Source organism: Phenylobacterium sp. (assembly GCF_016793285.1).
GTDB lineage: Bacteria > Pseudomonadota > Alphaproteobacteria > Caulobacterales > Caulobacteraceae > Phenylobacterium.
The window spans coordinates 15,914-41,991 of sequence record NZ_JAEUMO010000104.1 but is presented as its reverse complement, the minus strand read 5'-3'; the positions used below and the strand labels follow the sequence as shown (position 1 = coordinate 41,991).

General features: G+C 71.0%; 27 protein-coding genes. 16 read left to right on the top strand and 11 right to left on the bottom strand.

Annotated features, from left to right (window positions below; translation table 11 throughout):
* Window positions 1-225: 225 nt before the first annotated feature.
* From JNL41_RS10745 to JNL41_RS10720, 6 genes are all read right to left on the bottom strand, one after another.
* Complete coding sequence (locus JNL41_RS10745; protein WP_293474771.1) at window positions 226-360, bottom strand: hypothetical protein; 135 nt, start codon at window positions 358-360, stop codon at window positions 226-228.
* A 55-nt stretch (window positions 361-415) separates the two neighbouring features.
* On the bottom strand, window positions 416-2,641 hold the full coding sequence (locus JNL41_RS10740) for a molybdopterin cofactor-binding domain-containing protein (RefSeq protein WP_293474769.1): 2,226 nt from the start codon (window positions 2,639-2,641) through the stop codon (window positions 416-418).
* A gap of 3 nt (window positions 2,642-2,644) precedes the next feature.
* Window positions 2,645-3,109: a (2Fe-2S)-binding protein gene (locus JNL41_RS10735; protein WP_293474767.1), complete on the bottom strand. Its 465-nt coding sequence runs from the start codon at window positions 3,107-3,109 to the stop codon at window positions 2,645-2,647.
* A gap of 130 nt (window positions 3,110-3,239) precedes the next feature.
* Complete coding sequence (locus JNL41_RS10730; protein WP_293474765.1) at window positions 3,240-3,953, bottom strand: TPM domain-containing protein; 714 nt, start codon at window positions 3,951-3,953, stop codon at window positions 3,240-3,242.
* On the bottom strand, window positions 3,953-4,744 hold the full coding sequence (locus JNL41_RS10725) for a TPM domain-containing protein (protein WP_293474763.1): 792 nt from the start codon (window positions 4,742-4,744) through the stop codon (window positions 3,953-3,955). The genes JNL41_RS10730 and JNL41_RS10725 overlap by 1 nt, the downstream gene beginning before the upstream one ends.
* 107 nt (window positions 4,745-4,851) lie before the next feature.
* On the bottom strand, window positions 4,852-5,505 hold the full coding sequence (locus JNL41_RS10720) for a LemA family protein (protein WP_293474761.1): 654 nt from the start codon (window positions 5,503-5,505) through the stop codon (window positions 4,852-4,854).
* A gap of 77 nt (window positions 5,506-5,582) precedes the next feature.
* Here JNL41_RS10720 and JNL41_RS10715 point away from each other — a divergent pair, with 77 nt between their 5' ends.
* Window positions 5,583-6,350: a class I SAM-dependent methyltransferase gene (locus tag JNL41_RS10715; RefSeq protein WP_293474760.1), complete on the top strand. Its 768-nt coding sequence runs from the start codon at window positions 5,583-5,585 to the stop codon at window positions 6,348-6,350.
* Between the two features lie 13 nt (window positions 6,351-6,363).
* On the opposite strand, the gene JNL41_RS10710 is transcribed toward JNL41_RS10715, so the two are convergent.
* Complete coding sequence (locus JNL41_RS10710) at window positions 6,364-7,167, bottom strand: DUF1365 family protein (RefSeq protein WP_293474758.1); 804 nt, start codon at window positions 7,165-7,167, stop codon at window positions 6,364-6,366.
* A gap of 1 nt (window position 7,168) precedes the next feature.
* Window positions 7,169-8,506, bottom strand: coding sequence for an FAD-dependent oxidoreductase (locus JNL41_RS10705; RefSeq protein ID WP_293474756.1), 1,338 nt, complete (start codon window positions 8,504-8,506; stop codon window positions 7,169-7,171).
* A 142-nt stretch (window positions 8,507-8,648) separates the two neighbouring features.
* On the opposite strand from JNL41_RS10705, the gene JNL41_RS10700 reads away from it, so the two are divergent.
* From JNL41_RS10700 to JNL41_RS10685, 4 genes are all read left to right on the top strand, one after another.
* On the top strand, window positions 8,649-9,458 hold the full coding sequence (locus JNL41_RS10700; RefSeq protein WP_293474754.1) for a DUF1295 domain-containing protein: 810 nt from the start codon (window positions 8,649-8,651) through the stop codon (window positions 9,456-9,458).
* Complete coding sequence (locus tag JNL41_RS10695) at window positions 9,455-10,480, top strand: cyclopropane-fatty-acyl-phospholipid synthase family protein (RefSeq protein WP_293474752.1); 1,026 nt, start codon at window positions 9,455-9,457, stop codon at window positions 10,478-10,480. Before JNL41_RS10700 ends, JNL41_RS10695 begins: the two co-directional genes overlap by 4 nt.
* Before the next feature lie 24 nt (window positions 10,481-10,504).
* Window positions 10,505-10,918 (top strand): DUF2177 family protein, encoded by a 414-nt coding sequence (locus JNL41_RS10690; protein ID WP_293474751.1) that lies wholly within the window; start codon window positions 10,505-10,507, stop codon window positions 10,916-10,918.
* Between the two features lie 92 nt (window positions 10,919-11,010).
* Window positions 11,011-12,594 carry an AMP-binding protein gene (locus JNL41_RS10685; RefSeq protein ID WP_293474749.1) on the top strand — a complete coding sequence of 528 codons (1,584 nt, stop codon included), beginning with the start codon at window positions 11,011-11,013 and terminating at the stop codon, window positions 12,592-12,594.
* Here the strand turns inward: JNL41_RS10685 and JNL41_RS10680 are convergent.
* Complete coding sequence (locus tag JNL41_RS10680; RefSeq protein WP_293474747.1) at window positions 12,591-13,502, bottom strand: LysR family transcriptional regulator; 912 nt, start codon at window positions 13,500-13,502, stop codon at window positions 12,591-12,593. The two genes, JNL41_RS10685 and JNL41_RS10680, sit on opposite strands and share 4 nt — an antisense overlap.
* Before the next feature lie 85 nt (window positions 13,503-13,587).
* Between JNL41_RS10680 and JNL41_RS10675 the strand changes: the two genes are divergently transcribed.
* The 3 genes from JNL41_RS10675 (at window position 13,588) to JNL41_RS10665 (ending at window position 16,875) form a co-directional block, all read left to right on the top strand.
* Window positions 13,588-14,271, top strand: a complete 684-nt coding sequence (locus JNL41_RS10675; RefSeq protein ID WP_293474745.1) for a TorF family putative porin — start codon at window positions 13,588-13,590, stop codon at window positions 14,269-14,271.
* Window positions 14,272-14,386: 115 nt separating this feature from the next.
* Window positions 14,387-15,634, top strand: coding sequence for an amidohydrolase family protein (locus tag JNL41_RS10670; protein ID WP_293474773.1), 1,248 nt, complete (start codon window positions 14,387-14,389; stop codon window positions 15,632-15,634).
* Between the two features lie 71 nt (window positions 15,635-15,705).
* A complete protein-coding gene (locus tag JNL41_RS10665; RefSeq protein ID WP_293474743.1) occupies window positions 15,706-16,875 on the top strand; it encodes a DegT/DnrJ/EryC1/StrS aminotransferase family protein in 1,170 nt (389 codons plus the stop codon).
* Window positions 16,876-16,891: 16 nt separating this feature from the next.
* Here the strand turns inward: JNL41_RS10665 and JNL41_RS10660 are convergent, their stop codons facing one another.
* Both JNL41_RS10660 and JNL41_RS10655 read right to left on the bottom strand, forming a co-directional pair.
* A complete protein-coding gene (locus tag JNL41_RS10660; protein ID WP_293474741.1) occupies window positions 16,892-17,782 on the bottom strand; it encodes a patatin-like phospholipase family protein in 891 nt (296 codons plus the stop codon).
* A gap of 20 nt (window positions 17,783-17,802) precedes the next feature.
* The gene (locus JNL41_RS10655) at window positions 17,803-18,480 is read right to left on the bottom strand and encodes a VOC family protein (RefSeq protein WP_293474739.1); all 678 of its coding nucleotides are present in this window, start codon (window positions 18,478-18,480) and stop codon (window positions 17,803-17,805) included.
* 75 nt (window positions 18,481-18,555) lie between these two features.
* Between JNL41_RS10655 and JNL41_RS10650 the strand changes: the two genes are divergently transcribed.
* The 8 genes from JNL41_RS10650 to JNL41_RS10615 all read left to right on the top strand — a co-directional run bounded on the left by JNL41_RS10650 (window position 18,556) and on the right by JNL41_RS10615 (window position 26,053).
* Window positions 18,556-19,521, top strand: a complete 966-nt coding sequence (locus tag JNL41_RS10650) for a zinc-binding alcohol dehydrogenase family protein (protein WP_293474737.1) — start codon at window positions 18,556-18,558, stop codon at window positions 19,519-19,521.
* A gap of 257 nt (window positions 19,522-19,778) precedes the next feature.
* Window positions 19,779-20,627, top strand: coding sequence for an alpha/beta hydrolase (locus tag JNL41_RS10645; RefSeq protein WP_293474735.1), 849 nt, complete (start codon window positions 19,779-19,781; stop codon window positions 20,625-20,627).
* A 31-nt stretch (window positions 20,628-20,658) separates the two neighbouring features.
* Window positions 20,659-21,444: an SDR family oxidoreductase gene (locus tag JNL41_RS10640; RefSeq protein ID WP_293474733.1), complete on the top strand. Its 786-nt coding sequence runs from the start codon at window positions 20,659-20,661 to the stop codon at window positions 21,442-21,444.
* Complete coding sequence (locus JNL41_RS10635; protein ID WP_293474731.1) at window positions 21,441-22,031, top strand: histidine phosphatase family protein; 591 nt, start codon at window positions 21,441-21,443, stop codon at window positions 22,029-22,031. Before JNL41_RS10640 ends, JNL41_RS10635 begins: the two co-directional genes overlap by 4 nt.
* 13 nt (window positions 22,032-22,044) lie before the next feature.
* Window positions 22,045-23,556, top strand: coding sequence for a hypothetical protein (locus JNL41_RS10630; protein WP_293474729.1), 1,512 nt, complete (start codon window positions 22,045-22,047; stop codon window positions 23,554-23,556).
* A 245-nt stretch (window positions 23,557-23,801) separates the two neighbouring features.
* The gene (locus tag JNL41_RS10625) at window positions 23,802-25,010 is read left to right on the top strand and encodes a collagen-binding domain-containing protein (protein ID WP_293474727.1); all 1,209 of its coding nucleotides are present in this window, start codon (window positions 23,802-23,804) and stop codon (window positions 25,008-25,010) included.
* A gap of 81 nt (window positions 25,011-25,091) precedes the next feature.
* On the top strand, window positions 25,092-25,838 hold the full coding sequence (locus JNL41_RS10620; protein WP_293474725.1) for a YebC/PmpR family DNA-binding transcriptional regulator: 747 nt from the start codon (window positions 25,092-25,094) through the stop codon (window positions 25,836-25,838).
* A complete protein-coding gene (locus JNL41_RS10615; protein WP_293474723.1) occupies window positions 25,838-26,053 on the top strand; it encodes a hypothetical protein in 216 nt (71 codons plus the stop codon). Before JNL41_RS10620 ends, JNL41_RS10615 begins: the two co-directional genes overlap by 1 nt.
* Window positions 26,054-26,078 lie beyond the last annotated feature (25 nt).

The following is a 26,078-nucleotide window of genomic DNA, read 5'->3' as shown; positions in this document are numbered from 1 at the left end:
GACTGGCGCACGCCGCGGCCGACGTCGCAGTGGGCGTCGACCAGGGCGAGCAGGGTCGGGGTGTCCGGGGCCGCCTCGACGGCCACGGCGATGCGGCGCACGACGCTCATGCCGAGCTCGGCGAGCTCGAACAGTTGGGCGCATGCGGCGTCGGTCGCGGACATGAACAAAAAGAGAACACACAAACCCCCGCCCGTCAAGCGTCACGAGGATTCCGGGGCCGCCCTAACCTGCGTCGGGTTCGACCGGCGGCGCCGGCCTCCTGGCGAGACGTGCGAAGAGCATGAAGCCGGCGAGCAGCAGCACGGACGGACCCGCCAGGGCGAGCAGCGCGACCAGGACCGAAAGCGTCTCTTCCATCCGCCCGGGATAGCCCGCTTCCGGGCGATCCCGAGGGATAGGATCCGTATAAGCCCTACGCCTTCAGCATGTCCGGCGTGACGGGCAGGCTGCGGATGCGCTTGCCGGTGGCCGCGAAGATGGCGTTGGTCAGCGCGGGGAGCGCCGGCGGCAGGGCCGGTTCGCCCAGGCCGGTCGGCGGGAAGTCGGTCTTCAGGAACTTCACCTCCACCGGGAACGACTCGGCGATCCGCATCAGCGGATAGTCGGTGAAGTTCGACTGGACCGTCGCGCCGTTCTCGAAGGTGATGGCCTGGTGCAGCGCCCCGGAGACGCCGTCCAGCACCGAGCCCTGGACCTGGTTCAGAGCGCCCGCCGGGTTGATGATCTGGCTGCCGACGTCGGCCGCCACCCACACCTTCCTGACCTTGACCGCGCCGTCCTTGTCCACCGCCACATGGGCCACCTCGGCGAAGTAGCCTTGGTGGCTGTAGTAGCAGGCGACGCCCATGCCTTCGCCCTTCGGCAGCTTGCCGCGGCTGGCCCAGCCGGACATCTCGCCCACGGCCTTCAGCACGCCGCGCATGCGGGCCGCGCCGTAGCGGGCCGGGGCCTCGCCCACCGTGTCCTGCGTGCCCAGGAGCCTGATCTGGAACGCCAGCGGGTCGGCCGAGGCGGCGTGCGCCATCTCGTCGATGAAGGACTGGAACACGAACGACAGCGCGTTCGAGCCGGGCGCCCGCAGCGGCCCGGTCGGGATCTGCGCCGGGATCATCGAGACGTCGTACTTCACGTTGGGTACGAACCGGGCCGGGAACTCGCTGGCCGCCATGCCGGCGCTGGGGCTGGGCTGCCCCTCCGTGTTGTTGGTGAAGCTGACGAAGTGGTCCTGGAGCGCGATCAGGGCGCCGTCCGCGTCCACGCCGCCCTTGAAGAAGTGATAGCCGCCCGGCCGGTAGTGGTCGTGGGCCATGTCGTCTTCGCGGGTCCACAGCAGCTTGACCGGCGCGCCGACCTCGCGCGCGACCCAGGCGGCTTCCACCATGTAGTCGTTGGCCAGCCTTCGGCCGAAGCCGCCGCCGCCGCGGATCATGTGGATCGTGATGTCCTCGGGCTTCAGGCCCAGCGTCTTGGCGGTGAGCTGGCGGCCGGGTTCGGGGTTCTGGGTCGGCGCCCAGATCTCCAGCTTGCCGTCCCTGAACTCGGCCGTGCAGTTCTGCGGCTCGAGGTTGGCGTGGCTGATGAAGGGGTAGCTGTAGGCCGCCTCAACCGTCCTGGCCGACGCCTTCAGCGCCGCGGCCACATCGCCGTCGTTGCGGGCATTGCGCTGCGGGGTTCCGGCGTTGAACGCCGCCGCCTGCTCGTCGAAGCCCCTGGTCGAGAGCTTCGCGGTCGGGTGGTCGGCCCATTTCACGTTCAGCCGGTCGCGGCCTTTGCGGGCGGCCCACCAGCTATCGGCGACCACCACGACGGCGGGCAGCAGGCCCTGGCCGGTCATCCCCTGCGGGAAGAGGCCGTTCGGGTCCCCCTCGATGACGAAGGCCTTCTTCACGCCCTTCACGGACCTGGCCGCGTCGAGGTCGGCGCTCGCCACCTTGGCCCCGAACACCGGCGCCTTGACGATCGAGGCGTACAGCATGCCCGGCCGGCGCACGTCGATGCCGAACAGCGGCTCGCCGTTCACGATCTTCGCGACGTCGTACTGCGGCGTGAACTTGCCGAGGATCCTGTAGGCCTTGGGATCCTTCAGCGTCAGCGACTTCGGATCCGGCGGTGTGATGTTGGCGCAGGCCAGGGCCAGCGACCCATAGGTGCGCTTCTTGCCGGACGCCTTGTGGATCACGGCGCCGGTGTCGGTCGTGCAGTCGCCGGGGCCGCAGTTCCACGCGGTCGCGGCCGCCTGGATCAGCATGGCGCGGGCCACGGCGCCCACGCGGCGCAGCTCGTCCCAGTGCAGCGGGGTGGCCATCGAGCCGCCGGCGAACTGGCGGCCGAACGCCTTGGGATCGTTGTCGGCCTGCTCGATGCGCACGTTCTCCCACGCGACGTCCAGCTCTTCGGCGATGAGCATGGGCAGCATGGTCTTCACGCCCTGGCCCACCTCGGGGTTCTTGGCCGTGATGGTCACCGTGCCGTTCGGCGCCACGCTGACGTAGGCGTTCAGCGGCTTCACCGCATCGTCCTGCGCCTGCGCCTTGCCGGCGAGCGAGAAGCCCAGGGTCAGGCCGCCGGCGCCCACCGACACCAGCACCTCGCGGCGGTTCGCCCCGAACACCTTCAGGACCTTGTCGTGGTAGGTCATGGCTCAGGCCTCCTTCTGGCCGGAGGCGCGCTTGATGGCCGCGCGGATGCGGACGTAGGTGGCGCAGCGGCAGAGGTTGCCGTTCATGGCCTCGTCGATCTGGGCGTCGGTCGGCCTGGGCGTCTGCGTGAGGAGCGCGGTGGCGCTCATGATCTGCCCGGCCTGGCAGTAGCCGCACTGGGCGACGTCCAGTTCCATCCAGGCCGCCTGCACGCGCTTGCCGACGGCGTTCTTCGACATCCCCTCGATGGTGGAGATCTTCGACTTGCCCACCGCTTCGACCGGGATCTGGCACGACCGCATCGGCTGGCCGTCGACGTGGACCGTGCAGGCGCCGCAGGCCGCGACGCCGCAACCGTACTTCGTGCCCACCAGGCCCAGCGTGTCGCGCAGCACCCAGAGCAGCGGCGTGTCGCCGTCCACGTCGGCGCTCAGCGCCTTGCCGTTCACGTTGAGGGTATAGGCCATCGCCCCGGTCTCCGCCCGTTCTTGCGCGGAATCCTACCGCCTGAGCGCCGCGCGGCATAGCGCGCTGTTGGCCCCGGTCGTTCGGTATTTCAACTACATAACGGTGCGAACCCCGACGGCGGAGGCGCCTTCAGGGCCGCGGCACGACCGTCACGACATCCGGGAGTTCGTTCGGGTTGTCGCCCGCACGGGCCGGGAACCGCTCGGCGAGCACGTCGGCGCAGAGGCCGATCGCGGCCTCGAACCCCCGGGCCGGTTCGCCCCGCTTCAGGCCCGCGACGAGGGCCGCCATGGCGCGGTCCCAGGCGTCGCGCGCGACCAGGGCGTCGATGCCATCGTCGGCGATCAGCTCGGCCATCCGTTCCGCCGCCGAGACATAGATCAGGACCCCTGTCCGCTCGCGGGTGGCGTGCAGGTTCTTCGACAGGAACAGCTCCTCGGCCCGCAGCCGCACCCGCTCGCGCTTCATGCCGCGCGGCGTGAGCGCGCGGCGCACCGGCGGGATGGCGACCACGAACAGGGTCACCAGGAAGAGCGCGACCTGCAGCAGCAGCGTCCCGATCAGCGCCGCGCGCGCCGTGGCCTCGCCCACGTCCTCCACCTGGGCCGCGGTCCAGCCGCCGACGACGGCCATGTCGGGCGCGCTCACCTGCAGGCCCGCCATCAGCAGCACCGCCGGGGCCAGCAGCGCCACCCCGGCCGCCCAGGCCAGCGGCGTCGCGTGGTAGTCGGCGCTTTCCTCGGCGACGGCGCAGTAGATCTCGCCCGTGGTCCGCGCCTCAGCCGCGCGCACGGCGGCCTCGACGGCCGCGAACTCCTCGGCGCTGAGCAGAGCCTTCGCCATCACCAGCTCCCGGAGGCGCCGCCGCCCCCGCCCGAGCCGCCGCCGCCGGAGAAGCCGCCTCCGCCGCCTCCGCCGCCGCCCCAGCCGCCCCCGCCGCCGCTGCTCCACCCACCGCGCCGGCCCGAATTCGACAGGATCAGCGGCAGCAGCCACCACAGCCCGCTGCCCCCGAACCGCCGCCGCGCGCCGAAGACCCGGGTCACCCCGCTCAGCACCCAGAACACGATGAAGACGACCAGGATGATCCAGGGGAAGCCCTCGCCGCCGCCGTCCGACGCCGTGGCCCGCTGCTGCGCCGCCTCCGCCGCGGCGACCTGCGCCTGGGCCTCGGCGGGCGGCAGGCCGAGCTGGGCGACGATCGCCTCGGTCCCGTCGACGACGCCCTTCTCCAGGTCTCCCGACTTGAACGCCGGCAGCACCGCGCGCGACAGGATCAGGCTCGACATGGCGTCGGTCAGCACGGGCTCCAGCCCGTAGCCCACCTCGATCCGCACCTTCCGCTGGCTGGGCGCGACGATGAAGATCGCCCCGTCGTCCTCGCCCTTGCGGCCGATGCCCCAGGTCCGCAGGAGCTGGTAGCCGTAGTCCTCGATCTCGTAGCCCTGCAGGTCGGGCAGGGTGGCGACCACCAACTGATGGCCGGTCTTCTGCTCCAGCGCCGCGAGCTCCGCCGTCAGCTTCGCCTCGGCCTGCGGCGACAGGATCTGCGCATCGTCGACCACGCGGCCGGTCAGCGGCGGGAACCTGGGCGCGGCCAGCGCCAGCGCAGGCGCCAGCAGGACGAGGCTCACGAGCGCCGCAGCCGCCCATCTGAAAACCGCCGAGAACACAGAAGCCACGGAACCGCCGCGAGGCCCGCCGGGCCCCTGCTGTGTCCCTCCGCGTTTTCCGTGGTTCATCACTTCGGCGGCGGCGAGCCGGGGGCGGCGCCGGCCGGCGGGGCGGCCGCGGGCGCGGCCGGCGCGAAGTCGACGGTCGGCGCGGACTGCGCCGTCGCGGTGGCCTGGAAGAGCTGCATCGGCTGCGAGGAGCCGTACATGGTCTTGGCCCAGATCACCTGCGGGAAGGTCCGCAGCGTCGTGTTGAAGTCGCGGACCGCCTCGTTGTAGTCGCGCCGCGCGATGGCGATGCGGTTCTCGGTGCCCTCGAGCTGCGCCTGCAGGGCCATGAAGTTCTCGTTCGACTTCAGGTCCGGGTAGTTCTCCTGCAGGACCCTCAGCGGCGCCAGCGCCAGCGACAGGTTCTGCTGGGCCGCGGCATAGCGCTGGAACGCCGCCGGGTCGGTGGTGATGCTGGCGTCGCTCTTCACCTGCATCGCCCCGGCGCGCGCCTGGCTGACGCCGATCAGCACCGTCGATTCCTGGGCGGCGTAGCCCTTCACCGTCGCCACCAGGTTCGGGATCAGGTCGGCGCGGCGCTGGTACTGGTTCTGCACCTCGGCCCACTGGGCCTTGGCCTTCTCCTCCTTGGTCGGGATCGTGTTGATCCCGCACGCGGCCAGCAGCAGCGGCAGCGTGACGAGAAGCGCCAGGCGGCGGACGACGCGGATCATGGGCATCCCTCTTTCTTGAGCCTGCGACTGTGGCGCGACGGTTGATCCGGCGCAACGGCGGCGGCACAACGCAGGCGATGGCGAAGGTGTTGCCCTACTACGCGCCCGGCAGCCTGAGCGCGGCCTACTACGACCGGATCACGGCCGCCGATCCGACCCTCGTGGGCGACGAGCAGGCCTATGCTGGCCTCGCCCCGCCGGAGGGTTCGATCCTGGAACTGGGGGCCGGCAGCGGCCGGCTGACCGCAGCGCTCGCCGCCCGCGGCCACGACGTATTGGGCGTCGACATCTCGCCGGTGATGCTGGCCCAGGGCCACGCGCGGCTGGCGGCGCTCGCGCCCGGCATCCGGGCCCGCGCCCGGCTCGTCCGCGGCGACATGACCGCGCTGGATCTGAAGCGCACCTTCGACCTCGTGATCTGCCCGTTCTTCACCCTGGCGCATGTGCCTGGCGGCGCGGCCTGGCGGAACACCTTCGCGACCGCCGCGCGGCACCTCGGACACGGCGGCCTCGCCGCCTTCCACCTGCCGAAGTCCGGGATCATGCGCCTGCCCGGCCCGCCCGATGCGTCGCGGCCGGTGCTCCAGCTCGCGATCGAGGACGGCCGCCGCCTGTTGCTGTTCGTCCGCGAGCGCAGCTTCCGCGAGGACATCGGCCGCCTCGACCAGGTGATCGAGTACGCCATCGCCGACGCCGCCGGCCGCGTCGTGCGCAGGAGCGCCGAGCGCCTCACCTACTGGTGGACCGACCCCGAGCCGCCGGCGGCCGCCGCCGGTCTCACCCGCGACCGCGACCCCATCGAACTCGGCGGGGTGGGCGAGATCCGGGTGTTCCGGAAGGCGTAGCCCAACCCTCCGCTCAGGCCGCCAGCTCGGCGGGCGTCACCACGGTCACGGACCATTCGGGCTTCGGCGGGCGGGCGCGGATCTTCTCGCCCTTCAGCCAGATGAAGAGCGCCTCCCAGTGGATGGCGCCCAGGACGCCGGCGGTCATCCAGGGATGCGTCAGCCAGGCGCGCAGGAGGTTGCGGTCGCTCAGGTCCTGCCGATGGCCGGTGAAGCCGGCCGCCAGCACCCGGCCTTCGGCGTCGTCCACGTCGACGAACACCTGCACATGGTCGCCCGACTCCCGGGAGAGGGGCGGGCGCATGCGGAAGGCGTAGGAGAGATCCATGTCCATGAACGGCGAGACGTAGAAGCCCTTCTCGCAGGCCTGCTTCACCACCGGAGCCTCGTCCGCCGGGATCAGGTAGCTGTGCCGCTCGCCGAAGGTGTTGTTGACCTCGTAGAGGATGGCGCTGAGCGCGCCGTCGGCGCGGTGGCAGTAGTAGACGGTCAGCGGGTTGAAGCCGAGACCGAGGATCCGCGGCATCGCCAGGATCCTGACCGGCCCGCCGTGCGCGATTCCCGCCGCCGCCAACTGGGCCTCGACCTGCGCCTTCAGCGGGACCTTCGAGCCGTCGCCGTGGGCCCGCTCGCGGAAGCCCGTCAGGTTGAAGCCCTCGAGGGAGAACAGCTTCAGCCCGCGATCCAGAAGGGCCAGCTCGTCCAGGTCCAGCAGGAGCATGAAGATGCGATAGCGCAGCTTGTGGACGCGGGGCTTCAGCCGCGCGTGGGTCACGATCCCCGGATAAAGTCCCGACTTCAGATCAGCGGCGAGCACCTCAGGCCGCCTCTTCCGCCAGCTCAGGCGCGCGGACATGGATGCGGCCGTTCTCGTTCTCGACGCGCCAGGGCCGGCGCACGCCGCCGAGCTGCTCGGCCACCGCCAGGCCCGACTGCAGGGCGTCCTCGTGGAAGCCGTGGCCGAGATAGCTGCCGCAGAACCAGGTGCGCCGCACGCCCTGGATGTCCCAGAAGTCGCGCTGCGCCGCGATCGCCGCGGCGTCGAACAGCGGGTGGTCGTAGACCTCGGTGCGGATGAGCTTGTCCGCCGCGATCTCCTTGTTCGGGTTCAGCGTGCAGAAGATGTCGGGCGCGTTCTTCAGGCTCTGCAGGCGGCTCATCCAGTAGGTCACCGCCCCCTCGCCCGGCGCGTCGCGGCGGCCGATGTGGTTCCAGCTCGTCCAAGCGCGGCGGCGCCTGGGCATCAGCACGCGGTCGGTGTGGAGCGCGACCATGTTGCGGGCGTACCGGAAGCAGCCCAGCAGACGCGCCTCGTCCGGGGTCGGATCCTCCAGAAGCGAGAGCGCCGTGTCGCCGTGGGTGGCGATCACCACCTGGTCGAACCGCTCGCGCGACCCGCCCGCCAGCCGCACCTCGGCCCCGTTGGCGTCGCGGCGGACGCCCGCCACCCGCACGCCCTTGCGCGCCTCGCCCCGGAACGCCTCGGCCAGCTTCGCCACATAGGCGCGGCTGCCGCCCTCGACGGTGCGCCAGAGGCCCCGGCCGGTGATCGTCATCATCCCGTGGTTCAGGAAGAAGCGGATCAGCGAGGCGGCCGGATAGGCGCCGATCTGGTCCAGGGGCGTCGACCAGATGGCCGCGGCCTGCGGCAGCAGGTGGTCGTCGCGGAAGGCGTCGCCGTAGCCCTTCGACTGCAGGTATTCGCCCAGCGAGGTGGCCTTTCGCTCCAGCTCGGGCAGGTCGCGCTCGGCGGTGCGGAAGAACCGGGTGATGTCGGCCAGCAGCCGCCAGAACCGCGGCGAGAGCACGTTGCGCTTCTGGGCGAAGATGCCGGCGATGCCGAAGCTGGAATACTCGAACGCCCCGTCGTCCAGCGACACCGAGAGCGACATGTCGGCATAGACGCTGGGGACGCCCAGGTGAGCGAGCAGGGCCGTGAAGTTCGGATAGTTGCCCTCGTTGTAGACGATGAAGCCGGTGTCGACCGGGACCGGACCGTCGCGGCCGGGCGCCTCGGCGGTGTTGGCGTGGCCGCCCAGGCGGGGATCGGCCTCGAACAGCGTGACGTCGTGCTTTTCCGCCAGGAGCCATGCGGCGGAGAGGCCCGCCACGCCTGCGCCCACCACGGCCACGCTCAGCCGCTCATTCGCACTCATGCCGTCTTCCACCTCTTTGCACGCGACGGGCCCCGGCGTGCTGCCCCACGCCGGATTGCTTAGCAAAGGCTACGGCATCGTCACAGCACTGGATGCGTCCGGACACGGATCATGCTGGTATCCCTGGGCTGGCGGAGGGCCGATGCTGCTTCAACTGGTGCTGGGCGTGCTGGGCGCCATGCTGGTGGTCATGATCGCCGCGTGGGCGTTCGGCGTCGCGCGCAGGAACGGCGGCTGGACCGACGTCTTCTGGACGTGGGGCACCGGGGCCACGCTGGCGGCCGCGGCCCTCTGCGACTTCGGGGCCGGGTCGCCGCCCGGACGCCGCTGGCTGGTGGCGGGCTTCATGATCGTCTGGGGGCTGCGCCTGGGCCTCTATCTGACCCCGCGGGTCGCGGGCCATCCCGAGGACGCCCGCTACGCCGCCTTCCGCGAGGACTTCGGCGACAGGTACGCGAGCCGGATGCTGTTCGTGACCCTGCCGCAGGCGCCGGCGACGGCGCTGCTTTCGCTCTCGGTCCTCCTGGCCGCCCGCGCCCCGGGGGCGCTCGGCTGGCGCGACGCCCTGGCGGCGGCGATCTTCCTGGCCGCGATCGTCGGCGAGGGGGTCGCCGACGGGCAGATGAAACGCTTCCGCGACGACCCCGACAACAGGGACGGGATCATGGACCGTGGCCTCTGGGCGTGGTCGCGGCACCCGAACTACTTCTTCCAGTGGGTGGGCTGGCTGGCCTATCCGGCGATGGCGCTGGAGCCGGCGCGGCCGCTCACCTGGCTCAGCCTGGCCGCCCCGCTCGTGATGTTCGGCCTGCTCCGCTACGTCTCGGGCGTCCCGCCGCTGGAGGCCCAGATGCTGAAGTCGCGCGGCGACAGGTTCCGCAGCTATCAGGCCCGCGTCTCCGTATTCTTCCCGTCGCCCCCGAAACGCCGAGGACCCCGAGTTCCCGTATGAGTCTGATCTCCCTGACCATCGACACCTTCGAAGGCACGCCGCTGCCGGACGTCGTGCGCAAGACCGCGATCAGCCTGCTGGTCGCCAACGCGCGGCGCGAGCACTCCAAGACCGGCGCCGGCACGGAGGCCGCCTTCGCCCGCGACATGGCCGAGCACCCGATCGCCACCCACACCGACGCGGCCAACGCCCAGCACTACGAGGTCCCCGCCGACTTCTTCCTCCACTGCCTGGGCCCGCAACTGAAGTACTCGTCCTGCCTCTACAGGAACCCGGGCGACACGATCGCGCAGGCCGAGGAGCACGCGCTGAGGGAGACCGCCGAGCACGCCGACCTGGCGGACGGCCAGCGGATCCTGGAGCTCGGCTGCGGCTGGGGCTCGCTCTCGCTGTGGATGGCCAGGGCCTACCCGAACGCAAGGATCACCTCGGTCTCGAACTCGGCCAGCCAGAAGGCCTTCATCATGGCCCGCGCGCAGGAGCGGGGGCTGTCGAACCTCGAGGTCATCACCTGCGACATGAACGACTTCGAGGCGCCGGGCGAGTTCGACCGCGTCGTCTCGGTCGAGATGTTCGAGCACATGTCGAACTGGCGGGCCCTGCTGGGCCGCGTCCGCGGCTGGCTGAAGCCCGACGGCCGCCTCTTCATCCACGTCTTCACGCACAAGACGACGCCCTACCGCTTCGACGTCGACGACGAGGCCGACTGGATCGGGAAGTACTTCTTCTCGGGCGGCGTGATGCCCAGCCACGGCCTGATGGCCCAGTTCCCCGACCTGTTCGCCGTCGAGCAGGACTGGCGCTGGAGCGGGACCCACTACGAGAAGACGGCGCTCCACTGGCTGGAGGCCTATGACCGCAACATCGACAGGATCCGGCCCACGCTGCAGGCCGTCTACGGCAGGGACGCCACCCTCTGGCACCGCCGCTGGCGGCTCTTCTTCCTGGCCACCGCCGGCCTCTTCGGCCACCGCGGCGGCACGGAGTGGGGCGTAAGCCACTACAGGCTGAAGCCCGCCTAAGCGGGCTCATCTCGGGGGAGAGACATGATCCGACTGATCGCTACCTACCTCGCCACCGCTCTCGCCTTCGCGGCGGTGGACTACGTCTGGCTCTCGCAGATCGGGCCGCGCGTCTATCACCCGACGCTCGACGAGGTGCTGCGGCCGATCAACGACCCGGTCGACTTCCCGGCGGCGATCGCCTTCTACCTCGCCTACATCCTCGGGATCCTGGTCCTGGCCATCTGGCCGAACCGCGACAGGCCGCTGATGCAGACCACGGTCACCGGCGGCCTCCTCGGCGCGATGTGCTACGCGACCTACGACCTCACCAACCAGGCGACGCTGAAGGTCTGGGCGACGCAGATCACCCTGGCCGACATCGCCTGGGGCACGTTCCTCACCGCCATCGGCGCCACGGTCGGCGGCTTCGTGTTCCGGAAGCTCGCCCGCGCCTGAGCGGCGACGGGCAGGAAGGGTCTGGCCGCTCCCGCCGCGCCCGTGCCATTGTCGTTTTCGAAGATCGGGAACGCCGACGCGGAGGAAACAGGATGAGCGAAGTGATGGCGCGGGCCGCGTGGCTGACGGATCCGCAGGCCGCCGCGATGACGGGCATGACCACGGCGATGTGGGCCCACCAGCAACCGGACAAGCCCGCCGTCGTCGATCCCGACGGGACCGTCGTGACCTACGCCCACCTGAACGCCCAGGCGAACCGGATCGTGCGGCTGCTGCGCGGCGCGGGGCTCGAGGCCGGCGACGCGGTGGCCATCGCGATGTCCAACCGGCACGAGTTCATCGAGGTCTGGGCCGCCTGCCGCCGCGGCGGCTTCCGCATCACGCCGGTGAACTGGCACCTGACCGCCGACGAGATCGCCTACATCCTGAACGACTGCGAGGCGAAGGCGCTGTTCGGCGAGGCGCGCGTGGCGGCCTGCGCCCCGGCCGCGGCCCAGGCGCCCGGCCTGCGCGTGAAGGTCGCCGCGGGCGGCCCGGTCGCGGGCTTCCAGGACTATGACGCGGCGCTGGCGGGCCTCGACGGCTCCGACATCGACGATCCCGTGCTGGGCAACCAGATGCTCTACACCTCGGGAACCACCGGCCGGCCGAAGGGCGTCTTCCGCGCCGCCCCGGTCGTTCCCGTCGCCGGCATCTACGCCCTGCGCGGCTACGACGCCCAGTCGGTGCAGCTCTGCGCCGGTCCGGCCTACCATGCCGCCCCGCTCGCCTTCGACGTCAGCTTCTCGATGGGCGCGGGCGCCACCCTGGTCTTCCTCGACAAGTGGGACTCGGAGGCGACGCTGCGCACCATCCACGACCGCAAGGTCAGCCATCTTCACCTGGTCCCGATCATGTTCCAGCGCCTGCTGGCGCTGCCGGCCGAGGTGAAGGCCAGGTACAGCGTCGGCTCGGTGAAGTACCTGATCCACGGTGCGGCGCCCTGCCCGCCCGAGGTGAAGCATGCGATGATCGAGTGGTTCGGCCCGGTGCTCAGCGAATACTACGCCGGCTCCGAGGGCGGCGCGGGCTTCCAGATCGACAGCCACGAGTGGCTGAAGAAGCCGGGCTCGGTGGGCCGCAGACCCGAACTGCTGGGCTCCAAGATCCTGGACGAGGCCGGCGCCGAGTGCCCGCCGAACGTCGCGGGGACCATCTACCATCAACTGCCGCCCGGGGGCGGGTTCCAGTACTACAAGGACGAGAAGAAGACCGAGGCCAGCCGCATCGGCGACTACTTCACCATGGGCGACATGGGCTACTTCGACGACGACGGGTATCTCTTCCTCACCGGTCGCAGCGCCGAGACGATCATCTCGGGCGGCGTCAACATCTATCCGCAGGAAGTCGACAACGAGCTCATCAAGCACGAGGCGGTGGCCGACAGCTCGACCGTCGGCGTGCCGCACGACGAGTGGGGCGAGCAGGTGAAGGCGGTGATCCTGCTGAAGCCCGGCCACCAGCCCTCGGACGCCCTGGCGCAGGAGATCCTCGACTTCGCCCGGCGCGCGCTGCCCGGCTTCAAGGTGCCGCGCAGCCTCGACTTCGTGACCGAGCTGCCCCGCTCGGAAGCGGGCAAGGTGCAGCGCAACAAGGTCCGCGCCCCCTACTGGGAAGGCCGCGCCCGGCAGATCTAGGCTTCGTAGGCGGCCGCCTTCACCTGCGCCAGGAACCAGTCGACCCCGGCGTCGACGACGCCGCTGCGCCGCATGGACGACACGATGATGCGGTCGGGGATGAACGGCATGCTGAGAACCTGCAGGCCCAGCCTGTCCGCATGCCGCTCGGCCAGCCGGCGCGGGCAGGTGGCGATGCCGTCCGTCGAGGCCACCAGCAGGAGCGCGGTCACCCAGCCGGGCACCGCGCCGAAGTGCGTCATGCGCACGTCCGGCTCATGGCTGGCGGTCTGGCCGGTCTCGGCCGGGTTCCAGGCCCAGATGTGACCGATGCCGCGCCAGGCCTTCTCGTCTATCGCCCCCTTGAGCCGCGGATGGTCCTTGCGCGCCGCCACGCAATACTCGTCGTCGTAGAGCGCCTCGACGTCGAAGCCCGATCTCGCCTTGCCGATGCGGCCCAATGCGAAATCGACCTCGCCACGCTGCAGTCCCCGCACCGCCTCGTCCTCGGTGGCGGGCGAGACGGCGAAGGCGACATTGGGCGCCGCCACCCTCAACCGATTGATCAGCGAGGCGCCGATCAGCGCGGTGACGAATTCGGGCGCGGCGAACCGGAACAAGCGCCGGCTGGCGGCCGGGTCGAACTTCGCCGCCGGCGTCAGCGCCTGACCCGCCAGCGCGATCAGGGCGTCGACCTGCGGGCCCAGTTCGAGCGCCCGCAGCGTGGGCTCGAAGCCGTGCGGCCGGCGCACGAACAGCGGGTCTGCGAAGAGGTCGCGCAACCGGGCAAGCGCATGGCTGATCGCCGGCTGCGAGAGACCCAGCGACTCGGCCACACGGCTCGCGCGGCCGGTCCGCAGCAGCTCGCGGAACACCAGCAGCAGGCCGCCGTCGAGGCGTCGAAGTTTATTAGTGTCGATATCACTCATTCAACGAATTCAGTACGACTGAACTCGGCGACGCGCCACCCTGCGTCGCATGACCCCTTCGCCTCTCCCCGTCGCGGCTCTCGCCATGGCGCTCCTGGCGCCGGCGGCGCACGCGCAGTCGGGGCTCTATTCGCAGGTCACCCTGACCTCGGACTATCGCTACCAGGGTGTCTCCAGCACCAACCGGAAGCCCGCGTTGCAGGGCGTGATCCACCACTTCCGGCCCGACGGCTGGTACGCGGGCGTCTTCGCCAGCCAGGTGGACTACGGCTATGCCGAGAGCCCGAACGTCGAACTCGACGTCTATGGCGGCAAGACGCTGAAGCTGGACCCGAAGACCGACCTGAAGCTGCAGGCGCTGGGCACGATCTTCCCCGACGACCGCACGCCCGGGCCGACGCTGGGCTTCGTCCAGGGCGGCGCCTCGATCATCCGCCGCGAGGGGCCGTGGACCCTGACGGGCCTCGCCACCTACGTGCCGCAGGGCTCCTACGGCGCGGGGCAGGTGTGGCGGGCGGAGGCGGCGGCCGACTACGCGCTCGGCCATGGCGTCACCCTCAAGGCCCTGGCCGGCCATCAGACCACCGAGCGGCGCCCCGACCGCAGCTACTGGAGCCTCGGCGGCGAGGTGCGCTGGAAGGCCGTCATCCTCGAGGCGAGATACCAGGACACCGACCTCAGCCGGCGGGACTGCGGCTTTAACCCCGACATCTGCGGCGCATCCGTCGTGGGCGCGGTCTCCCTGGTTCTGCCGCTGATCCTGTTCTGAGGCTTGGCGAACGGCGCGAAGGCCCTAAGGTCCCCGCCAGCAACTCGTGGGGCCCTATCCAGTGAAGCACATCGTCCTCGCCGCGCTCGCGGCCTTCGCCGTCGCGACGCCGGCGATCCCGCAGAGCCAGCCGACCACCTTCGTCCAGGCCGGGCGCGTCCTGATCGACCCCGCCTCGGGCAAGGTCGAGACGCAGAAGACGCTGGTGATCCAGGGCGGCAAAGTGGCGCGGATCGCCGACGGCTACGTCTCGGAGCCGGGCGGCAAGGTCATCGACCTCAGGACCGCCTTCGTCCTTCCGGGCCTGATCGACAGCCACGTCCATATCACCGGCCAGCAGAATCCCAATTCGCGGCTGGAGGAAGTGACCCAGTCCTCGGCCGAGCAGGCCCTGGTGGGCGCCCGCTACGCGAAGCGCACCCTGATGGCCGGCTTCACCACCGTGGCCGACCTGGGCGCCGACGACGACGCCATCTTCGCGCTCAGGAAGGCCATCGCGCTCGGCGACGTGCCGGGGCCGCGGATCGTCGCGTCCGGCGCGGCCATCTCGGTGCATGGCGGCCACGGCGACGCGAACGGCTTCCGATGGGACATCCTGGAACTGCTGCGGCCGAACGCGGTCTGCTCCGGCGCCGACGACTGCCGTCGCGCCGTGCGCCAGCAGGTGCAGAAGGGCGCCGACGTCATCAAGATCACCGCCACCGGCGGCGTGCTCTCCAACACCGCCGCGGGCCTGGCGCAGCAGTTCAGCGACGAGGAACTGGCCGCCATCGTCGACACCGCCCACCGCATGGGCCGCCGCGTCACCGCCCACGCCCACGGCCTCGACGGCATCAACGCCTTCCTGAAGGCCGGCGGCGACTCGATCGAGCACGGCACCTACCTCGACAAGGACTCCATCGCCCTCTTCAGGAAGAACGGCGCCTACCTGGTCCCGACGCTGATGGCCGGCGACTTCGTCTACCGGGTGGCCTCGGGGCCGAACAACTTCCTGACGCCGGCCCAGTCGGCCAAGGCGCTGGAGGCGGGCCCGAAGATGCTGGACATGGCGCGCCGCGCCCATGAGGGCGGCGTGAAGATCGCCTTCGGCACCGACACCGGCGTCTCGGCGCACGGCGACAACGCCGGCGAATTCGCCCTCCTGGTGAAGGCCGGCCTGACGCCCCTGGAGGCGATCCAGGCCGCGACGGTCAACGCCGCCGACCACCTGCAGATCTCCGCCGACGCCGGCTCGCTGACGCCCGGCCACAGCGCCGACCTCATCGCGGTGCAGGGCGACCCGCTGAAGGACGTCACTCTCCTGACGAAGGTCGGCTTCGTGATGAGGGCCGGCGTCGCGCACAAGGGGCCTTCCCTCCCTTGATGGGGGAGGAAACCAAGCGAAACCATCCGTGTCTTGGTCCCGCCGCAACCGGCGGGCATAAGCCTGCGCCCATGATTCCGTTCATCGACCTCGCCGCCCAGCGCGCGCGCCTCGGCCAGCCGCTGGAGGACGCGATCCTCAAGGTGGTGCGTTCCGGCGCCTACATCATGGGCCCCGAGATCGCCCGGTTCGAAGCCGAACTCGCCGCGTTCGGCCAGGCGCCGCACGCGCTGTCCTGCGGCTCGGGCACCGAGGCGCTGGTGCTGCCGCTGATGGCCTGGGAGATCGGCCCCGGCGACGCCGTCTTCTGCCCCAGCTTCACCTTTGCCGCGACCGCTGAGGCGATGCCGCTGGTCGGCGCTTCGCCGGTGTTCGTCGACGTGCTGCCCGACACCTACAACATCGACCCCGCCAGGCTGGACGCGGCCATCGCCGCCGTCATCGCCGAAGGCAAGCTCACGCCCCGCGCGGTCATCGCCGTCGACCTCTTCGGACAGCCTGCCGACTATGCGGCGCTCAAGGCTGTTACGGACCGGTACGGCCTGAAACTGATCTCGGACTCCGCGCAGGGCTTCGGCTGCACGCTGCGAGGCGATCACCCCCTGCACTGGGCCGACGTCACCACCACCTCGTTCTTCCCGGCCAAGCCGCTCGGCTGCTACGGCGACGGCGGCGCGGTGCTCTCGAAGGACGCGCGGGTCCACGACCTCCTCGTGAGCCTGCGCGTCCATGGCCAGGCGGTGGCGTCGGACCTCGAAGGGCGCACCTTCGACCACGACCCGAAGTACCTGAACATGCGCGTCGGCATGAACAGCCGCATGGACACCATCCAGGCCGCCGTCCTGCTGCAGAAGCTGACCATCTTCGCCGACGAGATCGCGGCGCGGAACAGGGTCGCCGCCCGCTACGCCGAACACCTCGGCGACGTCGTCCGCGTCCCGTCCGTCATCGACGGCGGCGTCTCGGTCTGGGCCCAGTACGTCATCGAGACGCACGACCGCGACGGCCTGGCCGCCCACCTGCGCGGCGAGGGGGTCCCGACCGCCGTCTATTATCCGGTCCCGCTACACCAGCAGGCGCCCTACAGGCGCTATCCGCAGCCCGGCGGCCTGCCGGTCACCGAGGCCGCGGCCGGAAAGGTGCTGGCGCTGCCCATGCACGCCTACCTCGAGCCCGAGACCCAGGACCGCATCGTCGCCGCCATCCGCAACTACGTGAAGCGGAACCGACCGCCCTCGTGAAACCGGGGCGGCAGGGTCAGTTCCAGAACCCCCGCAGGTCCTCCGCCATCGCCGCGCCCTGCGCCAGGCCCGCCCGGGCGGCGTCGGCGCGCTTGCGGAAGTCCATGAGGTTGCCGCCCATGGCCGCCTGGCTCTCGGCCGTGGGACTGACGACCACCACTTCGGCGCCGCCGGCCTTCAGCGTCTCGACCTCGGCGTCGAGGCTCTCGAACATCCGCACCAGCGACGCCCCGGGCGTGAACTCGCGCGGCATCACCGAGATCACCACCACGCGCCCGTGGCCCGCGGCCAGGTCGGCGTTGGTCGGCGAGCGCACGCCGCCGTCCATCCAGCGGCGGCCCAGGATGGCGACCGGCGGATAGACGCCCGGGACACTGCAGCTCGACGCCACCGCGCGGACCACGCCCACGCCGGAGTCCTTCGTCCAGAGCTGGAACGCGCCCGTGCGGGTATCGACCGCGGTGCAGGCGAAGCCGCGCGTGGGCCACGCGTCGTCGGGAAGGCTGGCGAAGCTCCTGCCGAAGCTCCTGATGAACGCGTCCTCGTCGATGGTCTGCGCCTCCAGTGCGAAGGCCCCCAGTTCGACCCGCGCCGCCTCGGCGTCCGTCGCGCCCTGCTGCGCCGCCGCCATCAGGCGCATCATCTTCGACATGTCGGGCGGCGCGCGCCCGCCCCGGTCGGTCGACTGCACCGGCGAGGCCGCGTCGCCCAGGATCGGATCGGCCAGGGTCGCCGTGTCGGCCCCCATCGCCAGCCGCGCGCCCACGAACGAGCCCGCCGAGGTGCCGACCGTGAACTCCGCCCGGCCGAGATCGACGCCGGCCCGGGCGAGGCCCGCGAGCAGGCCGCTTTCCCAGGCGATCCCCACGGGACCGCCGCCACCCAGCACCAGCGCGCGTGACCCCATGGCGCGACTCCCTCCCGTTTTCAGGCGAGGCTACCCACGATCGAGGCCCGCTGCGAGAGCTCGATCCAGTTGCCGTCCGGGTCGCGCACCATCGAGATCCGCGCCGTGGTCCCGAGCGTCACCGGCGCCAGCGCCTCGCGCCCGCCCTTCGCCAGCACCGCGGCGTGCTCGTCGTCGACCTTGAAGACCTGGAAGGTGATGTAGCGCCAACCGGTCCCCTGCATGCCGGCGTCGGCGGGCGCCTCGGGGTCCGCCTCCAGCAGGATCAGGCTCTCGCCTGCGCGGAACGCGCCGGGGCGCTCCTCCGGCAGCCCCAGCGCCTCGCCGTAGAAGCGCCGGTGCGCGTCGAGGTCGCGCACGCCGAGCCGCACGCCGATCTGCGTGACGCCCTCATGCCCGGGCGGGACGAGGCTCACGCGGTTCCCCTCGGGATCGGCCAGCGCCCGGACCTCGCTCAGGCCCTCGCGCGCGATCATCAGTTCCAGATAGCCGCTGGGCGCGGCCGCCGGCAGCGGGGCGGCGTGGTGGTTGATCTTCAGGACGCTGCCCAGGACGTCGTGCCGATGCTGGTCCTGGCCCCTGCGGATCGGCAGCAGGTGGTCGAACGGGATGCCCGCCTCGCCCTGCCAGAAGGCCAGCATGGGGCCGATGTCGTTGGTCGAGAGGCCGATGTCGAGGCGGGGCTTGGCGAGCTGCATGTGTCCTCCCTTGCGCCGCCAGCATGGCCGTGGAATGGGTTTCGTCAAACAAGCGTTTGAGGGAAGGAACGTCCGATGAAGGCCGCGGTCTACTACGAGAACGGTCCGCCCGAGGTCCTGAAGTACGAGGACGTCCCCGATCCGCAGTGCCATCCGAAGGGCATCCTGATCCGCGTCGAGGCCGTCGCCATCGAAGGCGGCGACACCCTCAACCGCTTCGGCGGCCCGCTCATGACCAACCCGCACGTGGTCGGCTACCAGGCCGCCGGCGAGGTGATCGAGGTCGGCTCCGAGGTCTCGAACTTCAAGGTCGGCGACCGCGTCTGCACGACCGGCGGCTGGGGCAGCCACGCCGAGCTGCGCGCCGTCTCCGCCAAGACCGCCTGGAAGATCCCGGACGGCCTGTCGACCAGGGAAGCCTCGGCGATCCCGGTCACCTTCGGCACCGCCGACGACTGCCTGTTCGAGTTCGGACGCCTGAAGGCCGGCGAGGTCGCGCTGATCCAGGCCGGGGCGTCCGGCGTGGGCGTGGCCGCGATCCAGCTCGCCGCGAAGGCCGGCGCCTCGATGGTGATCGCCACGGCCTCGTCGGACGAGCGCCTCGAGCGGCTCAAGAGCCTCGGGATGACCCACGGCATCAACTACGCCACCCACGACGTGGTCGATGAGGTCATGCGCCTCACCGGCAAGAAGGGTGCGGACGTCGTGGTCGATTCGGTCGGCGGCGCGGTGCTGCAGGGCTCGATCCTGGCGCTGGCCTACCGCGGCCGCGTCTCCACCGTCGGCCAGGCCGGGCGCGACCGTCAGAAGATGGACCTCTCCACCCTGATGGGCGGCAACCGCACGATCTCGGGGGTCTTCCTGGGCGCGGAGATCAACACCGACCGCGTGCAGAAGAACATCGCCAGCCTGATCGAGCGCGTGGCCAAGGGCGACCTGAAGGTGGTGATCGACCGGGAGTTCCCGCTGTCCGAGGCCGCCGCGGCGCACGCCTACATCGAGAGCCGCAAGGCGGTGGGACGGGTGTTGCTGATCCCGTGATCCGGCGGCGCCGGCTCAGGCCTTCCCGAAGACCTTCAGCCAGAGTCCGGCCAGCCCGAGCAGGATGAACACCCACATCGCCAACGACAGCAGAAGGGGAACGATCACGCGCATGCTTCGGTCAGACCCCTCCCCCAAGGCGACTCTTGCCGCCATGATTGTCGCAGTAGCATTCGGAAGACCAGACGTTTCACGCTCGGGGATGGTTCGAAGTTCCGGACTGCAACCCACAGGATACGGTGCTCACGGAGGGAACGATGCCTAAAGCGACGAACGGCGCCATTTCGCTCGAATACGAAACCTTCGGCGACGGCGCGCCCCGCGGGACGCCGGAGACCGTCCTGCTGATCAACGGCCTGGGGTCGCAGATGACCCGCTGGCCGGCGGATTTCTGCGACAGGCTGGCCGCCAGGGGTTTCCGCGTGATCCGCATGGACAACCGCGACACCGGCCTCTCCAGTTGGCTGGACGGCCAGCGCTACGTCCTGAAGGACATGGCCGCCGACGCCATGGCCGTCCTCGACGCGGCGGGCGTCCGGCAGGCCCACATCGCGGGGGTGTCGATGGGCGGGATGATCGTCCAGCGCATCGCCATCGACTACCCGGACCGCGTGCTCTCGATGACCTCGATCATGTCGGCCACGAGCGGCGACGTGCAGGCCACCCCCGAGGCCATGGCGGTCATCACCGTCGCCCCGCCGGACCCCCGGGCCGACTTCGAGGCCTTCATCGCCAACGCGGTGAAGAACGCCGTCACCATCGGCAGCCCCGGCTATCCCTGGCCCGACGGCGCGCTGCGCGAACGCGCCATCGCCGAGCACGCGCGCGGCTTCAACCCGGCCGGCGTGGCGCGCCAGCGCCAGGCGATCGGCGCCGACGGCGACCGCGCCGAGGCGCTGAAGGGCCTGAAGATCCCCGTCGTCGTGCTGCACGGCGCCGACGATCCGCTGGTCCAGCCCATCGGCGGCGAGCAGACGGCAGCGGCCATCCCCGGCGCCGAGTTGCGGATCATCCCCGGCATGGGCCATGACATGCCCCCCGCGCTCTACGACATTTTCCTCGACGCCATCACGACCGCCGCCGCGCGCGCCAAGACGAACGCCTAGTGCGGCGCCAGACACATCTGAAGGACACACCATGGGACGCCTTTCCGGCCGCACGGCCGTCATCACCGGCGCGGCCAGCGGCATCGGCCGCGCCGCCTCGATCCTGTTCGCCGCCGAGGGCGCGAGCCTGATCGTCGCCGACAGGGCCGAGGCGGTCGCCGAGACCGCCGAAGAGGTCGTCAAGGCCGGCGGCCGGGCCGTCGCGATCACCGGCGACGCCGGCGAGGACGGCTTCGTCAAGAGTCTCGTCGACCGCGCCATCGCCGATTCGGGCCGGCTCGACGTCTTCTGGGCCAACGCCGGCATCTCGGGGGGCTTCTCGCCGCTGCACGAGCAGACGGCCGACTACTGGGCCGAGATCCTGCGCGTGAACCTGATCGGCCCGTTCCTGGCGGTGAAGTATGCGAGCAAGGCGATGATCCCGGCCGGCAAGGGCTCGATCATCTGCACCGCCTCGGTGGCCGGCATCCGCTCGGGCGCGGGCGGCCCGGCCTACTCGGCCTCCAAGGCCGGCGTCATCAGCCTGGCGCAGACCGCCTGCAACGAGCTCTACGGCACCGGCATCCGCGTCAACGCCATCGCCCCCGGCCTGATCGAGACCGGCATGACCAAGCCGATCTTCGACGGCGCCCGCGCGCGCGGCAACGAGGACAAGATCGGCCAGCTCAACCCGACGACGCGCTATGGCGTGCCCGAGGAGATCGCCCGCGCCGGCCTCTTCCTCGCCTCGGACGACGCGTCCTACGTGAACGGCCAGACGCTGGCCGTCGACGGCGGCCTCTCCACCTCGCACCCGGTCGTGCGCCGCAAGCGATGATCCTGCTGCTGCGGCACGGCCAGACCTTCTGGAACCGCGAACGCCGCGTCCAGGGCCGCCTCGAAAGCGACCTGACGCCGCTGGGCGAGCGTCAGGCCGTGGCCATGGCGGGCCTCGCCGCCGACCTGGTCCGGCGCGAGGAGGGCGACTGGCGACTGATCTCCAGCCCGACCGGCCGCGCCCGGCGCACCGCCGAGGCCGTCGCCGCCGCCACCGGCCTCGGCGTCCAGACCGACGACCGGCTGATGGAGATCTGCTGCGGCGAGTGGGAGGGCCGGCTCTGGGACGACGTGCGTCGCGACGACCCGCACCGCGGCTATGACGGCGAACGCTTCTTCGGCGCGCCGGGCGGCGGCGAGACCTTCGAGGACGTGATGGGCCGCGCCGCGAGCTGGCTGGCCTCCCTGCCGCCGGAGCCCGGCCGCCGCGTCATCGCGGTGAGCCATGGCGTCTGGGGCCGCCTGGCCCGCGGCGCCTATGCGGGGCTCGACCGGCGCGCGACCCTGAACCAGGACGTGCCGCAGGACGCGCTCTATCGCCTTCAAAACGGCCAGATCGACCGGTTCGACTGCGAGCCTGTCGAATAGCCCTCCGGGACGGATGATCCGAGCCTTCGCCATCGCCGCCGCGGCCCTGCCGCTGCTGGGCGCCGCCCCGGCGTCCTTCGTGGACTATCGCGTGACCCTGGCGCCGACCGGCGCGCTCGCCGTCGACATGCGCCTCGCCGGCGAGCCCGACGGCGAGACCCAGTTGCGGCTGCCGCCCGGCGCCGCGGCGACGCTGAAGGTGAGCGGGGCGGGCGTCGATACCGTCGGCGACGTCCGCACGCTGCGCCACAAGCCCGGCGCGGGCCTGCGTATCCGCTACACCGTCGGCGGCGGGCCGGAGGTCGCGGCGCTGGGCGAGGCCGTGTTCGCCGAGCCGGTGGGGTGGGATGCGCTGTCGGCCGGCGTCCGCTGGTCCAAGCTGCCCAAGGGGTGGCGCGTCGCCTCCGACCTCGACCACGCGGGTCTGGGCCGGCCGCTGACGGTCGGTGACGTCCGCCGCTCGGTCCTCGTCGCCGGCCCGGCCATCCGCACCGCCGAGCAGACCACGCCCGGGGGCGTCATCCGCGCGGCCACGCTCGCGGACGACCGCGACGGCCCCGAGAAGCTCGCCGCCGCCGTCGCGCCCGCCGTCGCCGCCGTCCGGTCCTATCTCGGCGAGCCCGCCGGCCCCTTCTTCGTCACCCGCGCCGCGGCGCCGGAACGCGGCCTGGACCGTGACGACGGCTTTGTCGCGCCGCCCTCCGGCCTCTCCGACGCCGAACTCCGCCGCGCCCTCGTCGAGGCGCACGTGGACGGCGTGCTCGAGCGGCAGGCCGGGCGGGCGCCCGCCAAGCCGGCGCCCTGGCTCACCGGCGGGCTTGGCCGCTTCGTCACCGACCGGGCGCTGGTCCGCGCGGGCGCCATGAGCGCCGACGACTGGGTCGGCCGCTGGGTCGACACCGATGCATCGACCGACGCCGCTGCACGCGGCGCGATCCTGGCGCTCAAGTGGGACGACGACGTGCGTCGCAAGACCGGCGGCAAGGCCGACCTCGACGACGTGGTCCAGCGCATGCGCGACCACTACCGCCGGTTCGCGCCCGGCCAGGGGCCCGACACGGTCACCGGCCTGATCTCCGCCGTGTGGGTCACCGCCGGCCTCGACATCCGCCCCGACATCGCCCGCTACGCCGAGGGGAATCCGCCGATCCCGCTGCCGGACGAGCTCTTCGGCGGCTGCATCCTGGCCCGTGTCACCGTCTCGCCGGGCTTCGACGCCGGCTTCGACACGACCCGCTCGTTCGCCAGCAGGACCGTCGCCGGCGTGCGGCGCCGCGGCCCTGCCTGGAACTCCGGCGTGCGCGACGGGATGCGGCTGGAGTCCTGGACCTTCAGCGCCGGCGACCGCAGCCGGCAGATCGAGCTCCTGGTCCGGCTCCCCAAGATGAGCAGCAAGGCCAGGCCGCGTCGCATCGCCTACTGGCCTTACGGCGACAACGACACGTCTGTACGCAAGATTCAGTTTCTACCTGATCTGACCCGAGAACAGGTCTCCGAGTGCGCGCGCAGGATCGCCGGGCTGTAGGAGAATATTTTTCAATATATTCGGTATCTTATGCTCCATGTCGCGGCGGCGACGCCAGCAGGTCACGCGCCGCCTCGCCCCTTCATCCGCCGTCGCCTGCAACCTCCGCGACGCTCCACCCCACCTGGGGCTGCGACATTCTGTATGTTGCACTGCACACTAAAGCTCGGGCATACGCCGCGCCGCTGAACGGATCGGGGGGTCTCAGCGCGTCTTTAGCCGCTGCCGTGCGTAGGTTCTGTCAGATGCGTCTCGCCCGATCCCTCTCCGCCCTGTTCGCCGCCGGCCTCGTGCTGGCCGGCGCCGGCATGGCCGCCGCGGCCCCCGCGCCGGCCGCGGACAACGCCGCGCAGATCAACGCGGGCCTCCAGGCCATGCGCGACTACAACCTCATCGCGCTGAAGGACCTGCAGTCGAGCCAGGGCGTTCAGGGCCGCACCTTCGTCGGCGGCAACCTCACCGGCGGCTCGTCGAACTACATGACCAGGTCGGGCCAGTCGGGTGGCGTCGCGCTGACCGTGGCCGGCAGCGTCACGGGCGGCGCCAAGAACGTCAGCAACGGCGGCGCGGTCGTCGTGGGCGGAAACCTCGACTCCGGCGCCAACATGAACGGCGGCGGTTCGGTCACCGCCGGCGGCAACGTCAAGAAGGTCAACGCCAACGGCGCCACGGTCACGGCCGGCGGCGACGTCGCCCAGACCAACGCCAGGACCGTCTATGCCGGCGGCAAGATCGACGGCACGAACGCCACCGACCTCTACGCGGGCGGCGCGATCAGCAAGAACTCGAACGGCGTGAGGCATACGGGCTACCCGTCCCAGGTGGGCGGGCTCTCGGCCCAGTTGGAACAGCAGGCGCTGGACTACGCCGCCGAGCTGGAAGCGACCTCGGAATACCTGTCGGGCCTCCAGGCCACGAACCTGGTCGAGACGCCCGACAAGTGGAACGCGGTGTTCAACCCCGGCGCGGGCACGGGCGTCGCCGTCTACACGATCGCCGACCTGCCGGCCCTGCTGCAGGGCCGCAGCAACCTGAAGTTCAACACGCCGAGCGGCTACGACGCCGTGATCGTGAACGTCGCCGGCACGAACATCAGCCTGCCCGGCAGCATCAACTTCAACAACGGCCAGGGCCTCGGCGCCTCGGTGATCTGGAACTTCTACGAAGCCACCAGCATCAACCTGAACTCGAAGAGCTGGTTCGGGTCGATCCTGGCCCCCAACGCCGAGCTGAAGTTCGGCAATTCGATCGAGGGCTCGGTCGTGGCCAGGAGCCTGATCCAGAACGGCGAGATCCGCCTCGGAGGTTTCTCCGGCGGCCTTTCGATCGCCCAGCCGGTCCACGACCTGCGCGCCGGCATCCCCGAGCCCGCGACCTGGGCGATGATGATCCTGGGCTTCGGCGCGGTCGGCGCGATGGTCCGCCGCCGTCGCGCGGCGACCGCCCTCGCCTGATCGCCGTCGGCGGGGGGTTCCGCGAGCCCGGCCGGGTGGGGTAGAAGCTCCGACCTCTCAAGTCACGACCACCGACGGACCATGGCCGGCCACTCAAAGTTCAAGAACATCATGCACCGCAAGGGCCGCGCGGACTCCGCGCGCTCCAAGCTGTTCTCCAAGCTCTCCCGCGAGATCACCGTGGCGGCGAAGATGGGCCTGCCCGATCCGGCGATGAACGCCCGCCTGCGCCTGGCGGTGAACAACGCCAAGGCCGAGTCCCTGCCCAAGGACGTGATCGAGCGCGCCATCAAGAAGGCCGCGGGCGGCGAGGCCGAGTCCTACGACGAGATCCGCTACGAAGGCTTCGGCCCCGGCGGCGTCGGCGTGATCGTCGAGGTGCTGACCGACAACCGCAACCGCTCGGCCTCGACCGTGCGCTCCACCTTCACCAAATGCGGCGGCAACCTCGGCGAAACCGGCTCGGTCTCGTTCATGTGGGACCGCGTGGGCCAGATCACCTACGCCGCCTCGGCCGGCTCCGAGGACAAGGTGATGGAGGCCGCCATCGAGGCCGGCGCCGACGACGTCGAGTCCGACGAGGACGGCCACACCATCTGGACGGCGTTCGACGCGCTGAACGACGTCTCGGCGGCGCTGGAAGCGGCCCTCGGCGCGGCGACGTCGACGAAGCTCGCCTGGCGACCCAAGGCGCTGACGCCGATCGACGGCGACGCGCTGGCGACCCTCATGAAGCTGATCGAGACGCTCGAGGACGACGATGACGTCCAGAACGTCTACTCCAACGCCGACATCTCGGCCGAGGACCTGGAGAAGCTGGCCGGCTGATGGCGAAGGAGCCCTCCAGGCCGAACGGTCACGATCCCCGGGTCACCGACCTGAAGGCGTACCGGAAGGAAAAGGAGAAGGCGGCCAGGAAGCCGCCGCCGAAGCCGGCCCGCCCGTCGGAGTCGGTCCTGGGTTCGAACCCGCGCGCGGCGCTGATCCTGGTCGTGGCGATCGTCATCGTCGCCCTGCTTTCCCTAGGGCCACGCTTCCTCTGACCTCGGAAGCATGGGTATGCTCCGG